Here is a 6,384-nt window from a genome sequence, read left to right as displayed (position 1 = left end):
CGCGCAGCGTGGCGCCGTCGCCCTGCAGCCAGCCGGCGGCCTGCCACGCCAGGCCGGCCGGTTCCGCGGACACGGCACAGTGCTTGAGTTCGGGCTGGCGTGAAATGGGATCGGCGGCCGGATTGGTCAGCGCATTCACCCCCTGTCCGGCCATATAGGCGCTGCCCCAATGCATGGGCAGGAATACTTGTCCCGGCATCAGCGCATCGTCCGCCTGCACGGGTAGCACCACACTACCCCGGCGCGATGCCAACCTGGCCAGCGTGCCGGGTTCCAGCCTCAACCGGCGCATGTCGTCGGGATGCATGGACACCCAGGGTTCCTCGACATGCTGCGTCAGCGCGCGGGCCAGGGACGTGCGCGCCATGGTGTGCCAGTGGTCGCGCAGCCGGCCGGTGGTGAGCCGCAGCGGATACTCCGGCGTGGCGGCTTCGGCGACCGGGCGGTAGTCCAAGTCGCAGAAACGCGCACGTCCGCTGGCAGTGGGGAACACGCCGTCGGCATACAGGCGCGCCGTGCCCTGCCCCAGGCGGTAGGGCCATTGCTGCGGGCCATGCGCGTGTAGCGTCGCGTAATCCAGCTCGCTGTAGTCCAGGTCCCGGCCTGCCGTAGTACGGGCGTGCTCGGCAAAGACCTCGCTTTCATCCCGATAGGCGAACAACGGCGCCTTTTCCGGGGCCATCCGCGCAGCCAGGCGCAGCGCGACCGCCTGGGCCAGCCGCCAGTCCGGCTGCGCGTCTCCCGGCGGATCGATCGCCGCACATACCCGGCTGATGCGCCGTTCCGAATTGGTCACGGTGCCGGATTTCTCGGGCCAGGTGGCGGCGGGCAGCACCAGGTCGGCGTAGGCCAGGGTTTCTGTGCCTGCGAACGCCTCCTGCACGATCACGAACTCGGCGCACTCCAGCGCAGCCCGCACCCGCGCCTGGTCGGGCAGGGACTGCGCCGGATTGGTGGCCGCGATCCACAGCACTTTGATGCGCCCTTCCAGCACCGCGTCGAACATCTCCAGCGCGGTGGCGCCCGGCGCTTGCGGCAGGGCGTCCACGCCCCACAGCGCGGCGGTTTCCTCGCGATCCGCGGCCGATGCGGGATCGCGGTGGCCCGGCAGCAGCGTAGCCATGCCGCCCGCTTCCCGGCCGCCCATCGCGTTGGGTTGCCCCGTCAGCGAAAACGGCCCGGCGCCCGGCTTGCCGATCTGCCCGGTCGCCAGGTGCAGATGTATCAGCGCGGCATTCTTGTCCGTGCCGCTGGTCGACTGGTTCAAGCCCATGGTGTAGAGCGACAGCGCCGCGCCCGCCGCGCCGAACCAGCGCGCCGCCTGGACGATGTCCGCTGCCGGCACGCCGCAGATCTGCTGCGCCGCGCGCGGCGTGTACTGCCGCGCTCGCTGCATCAGCGACTCAAAGCCCTCGGTATGGCGCTGGATATAGCCCTGGTCCAGCAAGCCCTCCTGCTCCATGACATTGAGCATGGCGTGGAACAGGGCCACGTCGGTGCCTGGCGCCAGCTGCAAGTGCAGATCGGCGAACGCCGCGGTATCGGTGCGCCGGGGGTCCACCACGATCACCTTCATTCCGGGACGCAGCGCCCGCGCGGCCTCCAGCCGCCGGAACAGCACGGGATGCGCATACGCCATGTTGGAACCGGCGATCAGCACCGTGTCCGCCAGGTCCAGGTCGTCGTAGCAGGCGGGCGGCGCGTCCGCGCCCAAGGTGCGCTTGTAGCCCGACACCGCGCTGGACATGCACAGGCGCGAATTGGTGTCGATATTGTTGGTGCCGGCCAGCGCGCGCGCCAGCTTGTTGAAGACCGCGTAGTCCTCCGTCAGCAGTTGTCCCGACAGATAGAAACCCACTGCATCGGGACCGTGCCGCGCAATGGTATCGGCCAGCCTGGCCGCCACCATGTCCAGCGCCTGATCCAGCGCGATGGCGCGCATCGGCTCGGCCCGCGTCTCGCGCCATTGCGCCGACAGCACGCGCGCGCCGTCGCGCCGCACCGTGTCCGCCAACGCCAGCCCCTTGCTGCACAGCTTGCCGCGATTGGCGGGATGTTGCGCGTCGCCGCGCACGCGCAGCACGGCGCCGTCGCGCGTCTCCACCCGCACGCCGCAGCCGGTGCCGCAATAGCAGCATACTGACGCCACTTCACGCACGCCTTGCGGCGCCGTGTCCACGATATCGATCCGGCCAGCCATGGGGGCATCCATTCCCTATTGCCCCGCCGCGCCTTCGCCGTGCATGAGCCGCTCACGCAGGGCGCCGATGCGCCGGCCCTCGCGGATCAGCCGCGCATACCAGGCGCTGTCCGCCGTATCGCCATACAGGCAGGCGCCCACCAGCCTGTCGTCGCGGATCACCAGTTTCTTGTAGACGCCGCCGGGGGTATCGGCCAGCGTGATCGACTCGGTCTGCTGGCCTCCCGCGAAATCGCCGGCGGAAAACAGGTCAATGCCGGTGACCTTGAGCCGGGTCGAGGTCACGCTGCCTTCGTAGCGGCCGATGCCATGCAGCGCCAGATGGTTGGCCGCCACTTTCGCCTGTTCGTACAAGGGCGCGACCAGCCCGTAGGCGGTGCCGCGATGGCTCACGCATTCGCCCACCGCATAGACGCGCGGATCATAAGTCTGCAAGGTATCGCTGACCACCACCCCGCGGTTCACATGCAGCCCGCAACGCTCGGCCAGCTCGGTGTTCGGCCTGACGCCCACCGCCATCACCACCAGCTCCGCCGGTACTTCTTCCCCATCCGCGAAGCGCAGCGCGCGCACCCGCCCGTCGCCGCCGCCCAGGATCTCACGGGTCTGGCGCCCCAGCAGGAACTTCAGGCCGCGCGCCTCCAGGCCGCGGCGCAGCATGGCCGCGGCGCCTCCGTCCAGTTGCCGATCCAGCAGCGTTTCCCCCAGATGCACCACCGACACTTCCATGCCGCGCGCGGCCAGGCCATTGGCGGCTTCCAAGCCCAGCAGGCCTCCGCCTACCACCACCGCGTGCCGGTAGCGCGACGACGCCTCTATCATCCGGTTCACGTCGCCGATGTCGCGAAAGGCGATAACGCCGTCCAGGTCGCTGCCCGGCACCGGCAGGATGAATGGGTTCGAGCCCGTGGCCAACAGCAGCCGGTCATAGGGCGCCTCGGTGCCATCATCGGCCAGCACCATCCGGCGCGCGCGATTCACGGCGACCACCTTGCGTTTGAGCAGCAGGCGGATGCCGTGGCGGACGTACCAGTCCTCGTCATTGAGCACGATGTCCCGCAAGGTCTGTTCGCCGGTCAGCACCGGCGACAGCAGGATGCGGTTGTAGTTGGGATACGGCTCGGCACCGAATACCGTGATCTCGTACAGATCGGGCGCCAGCTTCAGCAGTTCTTCCAGCGTGCGCATGCCCGCCATGCCGTTGCCGACCACCACCAGTTTCTGCTTCGCACCCATGGCGCCCCCTAGGCGGCTGCGCGCGATGCGGCGGCCTCGGCAAGCGGCTCCGGGGCCGCCGCCACGGCCGCATTGGCCTGGATCGCCGCCTGCGAACGCTCCGGATTGCCATGGCGGCGATGCAGAAAGTCCACCACCGCCGCGCGGCATGCCAGATAGTCCGCGTCATTGGCCAGCCGCACGCGGTCGCGCGGACGAGGCAAGGGCACTGGCAGGATCTCGCCGATGGTCGCGGCCGGGCCGTTGGTCAGCATCACGATGCGGTCGGACAGCAGCACGGCTTCATCCACGTCGTGCGTGACCATGATGGTGGTGGTGCGCGTCTTGGCGACGATCTTCAGCAACTCGTCCTGCAGGTGCGCGCGAGTCAGCGCATCGAGTGCGCCGAAGGGCTCGTCCATCAGCAACACGCCCGGCTCGATCGCCAGCGCCCGGGCGATGCCCACGCGCTGCTTCATACCGCCAGAGATCTCGCGCGGCAGCTTGTTCTGCGCCGGCAGCAGGCCCACCAGTTCGAGCGCGGCGCGCGTGCGCTCGTTCAGCTGCGCGCGCTTTTCGGTCGCGCCGAACACCCGTTCCACCGCCAGGTACACGTTCTGGAAGCAGCTCAGCCACGGCAGCAGCGAATGGTTCTGGAACACCACGGCGCGGTCCGGGCCCGGGCCGGTGATCTCGCGCTCCGCGCACAGCAGCACGCCGCTGGTGGGGCGGGTCAAGCCGGCGATGAGATTGAGCAGGGTCGATTTGCCGCAGCCGGAATGGCCGATCAGCGTGATGAACTCGCCCTGCTCCACGGTCAGGTCGATGTCGCGCAGCGCCACGAATGCGCCCTTGCGGGTGTTGAACGTCTGGCCCACGCGTTCGATGCGTACGTGTTTTTTCATGGCGCTATTCCTCGGTATAGGTGAAACGGCGGGCCAGGGCGACCAGCAAGGTTTCCAGCAGCAGCCCCACGATGCCGATCACGAAGATGGCGATGACGATGTGCTCCACCTTCAGGTTGTTCCATTCGTCCCAGAGCCAGAAGCCGATGCCGGTGCCGCCGGTCAACATCTCCGCCGCCACGATCACCAGCCAGGCGGTGCCGATGGACAGGCGCACGCCGGTCAGCATGTAGGGCAGCACCGCAGGCAACAGCACCTTGGTGGTCACCTTCCATTCGGACAGATTCAGTACCCGCGCCACGTTCAGGTAGTCCTGCGGCACGCGCGATACGCCGACCGCGGTGTTGATGATCATGGGCCAGATCGAACAGATGAAAATGGCCCAGATGGCGGCCGGGTTGGCCGCCTTGAACAGCAACAGTCCCAGCGGCAGCCAGGCCAGCGGCGACACCGGCCGCAGCAGGCTGACGATGGGCGAGAACATGGCCCGCACCGCTGCATAGCGGCCGATGGCGAAGCCCGCCGGAATCCCGATCAGCGCGGCCAGGCCGAAGCCGATCGCCACGCGTTCCAGCGACGCCAGCAAGTTCCAGCCTATGCCTTTGTCATTGGGGCCGTTGTCGTAGAACGGATCGGAAAAGAGTTCCACCGCCGCACGCCAGGTGACGCCGGGCGTGGGGATTTCCGGTATCCGCATCGCCACCACCTGCCACACCAGCACAAACAAGGCGAAGCCCGCCACGGGCCCCGCCACGGCCCGCAGCGCGGACTCCAGGCGTTCGCGCCAGAGGGCGATGAACTCATCGCCGCCGCTCATACTCGTTACGCTAGACATCGCATGCCCCTTTCTGTATCGGCGCTCAGGCCTGGACCTTGAATCCGTCGGCGTAGGCCGCGGGGTTGCTGCCGTCCCAGACCACGCCGTCGATGAGTTTCGAGCTGCGCATCTCGTTGGCCGGCTGTGGCACGCCGGCGGCCTGCGCGGCCTGCTTGTAGAGGTCGATGCGGTTGATCTGTTTGGCCATCGCCAGGTAATCCGGATGCTCTTTGAGCAGCCCCCAACGCTTGTGCTGCGTCAGGAACCACATGCCGTCGCTCAGGTATGGGAAGTTGGCCGAACCATCGGCGTAAAAGCGCATGGCATGCTCGTCGGTCCAGCGCTTGCCCAGCCCGTCCTCGTAGCGGCCCAGCATGCGGTCGACGATGCCGCTGGCGTCGGTGTTGACGTAGGACTTGGCCGCGATGGTCTCGGCGGTTTTCTGGCGGTTGGCGGGCGAGGCGTCGATCCATTTACCCGCCTCGAGTATCGCGGCCGTGACCGCGCGCGCGGTGTTCGGATGGCGCGACACGAAGTCCGCGCTCGTGCCCAGCACTTTCTCGGGATGGTCCGTCCAGATGCCCTGCGAGGTGACCGCGGTGTAGCCGATCTTGTCCAGGATGGCGCGCGCCCCCCAGGGCTCGCCCACGCAATAGCCGTCCATATTTCCCACGCGCATATTGGCCACCATTTGCGGCGGCGGCACGGTAATGACCTTGGCGTCCTTCATGGGGTGGATGCCGTAGGACGCCAGCCAGTAGTACAGCCACATCGCGTGCGTGCCGGTGGGGAAGGTCTGGGCGAAGGTGTATTCGCGCTTGTCGGACGCCATCAGCTTCGCCAGCGATTCGCCGTCGCGCACGCCCGCTTCCAGCAGCTTGTTCGACAGCGTGATGGCCTGGCCATTCTGGTTCAGGCTCATCAGCACGGCCATGTCCTTCTTCGGCCCGCCTATGCCCATATGCACGCCGTAGACCATGCCGTACAGCACGTGCGCCATGTCCAGCTCGCCGTTCATGAGCTTGTCGCGCACGGCGGCCCAGGAAGCTTCCTTGGAAGGCGTGATCGTCACGCCGTGCTTCTTGTCCAGGCCCAGCACCGAGGCCATCACGACCGAGGCGCAATCGGTCAGCGGAATGAAGCCGATCCTGACCTCGGTCTTCTCGGGCGCGTCGGTGCCGGCGGCCCAGGCGCCGGCGCGCACCAGCGGGTCGACCAGCGACAGCAGGCTGGCGCCGGCCACCGCG

4 protein-coding genes and 1 pseudogene are annotated in these 6,384 nt (G+C 67.9%); all 5 read right to left on the bottom strand.

Translation table 11 applies throughout. The annotated features are described in order from the left end of the window. A partial coding sequence (locus WBB14_RS12680; protein ID WP_424240131.1) for a molybdopterin oxidoreductase family protein occupies positions 1-2,200 on the bottom strand: 2,200 nt, incomplete at its 3' end. A 21-nt stretch (positions 2,201-2,221) separates the two neighbouring features. Continuing rightward, a pseudogene (locus WBB14_RS12675) lies at positions 2,222-3,436 on the bottom strand (NAD(P)/FAD-dependent oxidoreductase); the annotation flags it as partial. 8 nt (positions 3,437-3,444) lie between these two features. Further along, entirely contained in the window at positions 3,445-4,320 is an 876-nt protein-coding gene (locus WBB14_RS12670; RefSeq protein WP_424240130.1) for an ABC transporter ATP-binding protein, read from the bottom strand. A gap of 4 nt (positions 4,321-4,324) precedes the next feature. Further along, positions 4,325-5,155, bottom strand: a complete 831-nt coding sequence (gene ntrB, locus WBB14_RS12665) for a nitrate ABC transporter permease (protein WP_424240129.1) — start codon at positions 5,153-5,155, stop codon at positions 4,325-4,327. Between the two features lie 25 nt (positions 5,156-5,180). Continuing rightward, on the bottom strand, positions 5,181-6,384 hold a 1,204-nt coding region (locus tag WBB14_RS12660), incomplete at its 5' end, for a CmpA/NrtA family ABC transporter substrate-binding protein (RefSeq protein ID WP_424240128.1).

Source organism: Achromobacter sp. (assembly GCF_049647645.1).
Taxonomy (GTDB): domain Bacteria; phylum Pseudomonadota; class Gammaproteobacteria; order Burkholderiales; family Burkholderiaceae_B; genus Achromobacter.
Note: the sequence above shows the minus strand (reverse complement) of the source record. Positions and strands in the feature narration are given on the sequence as shown.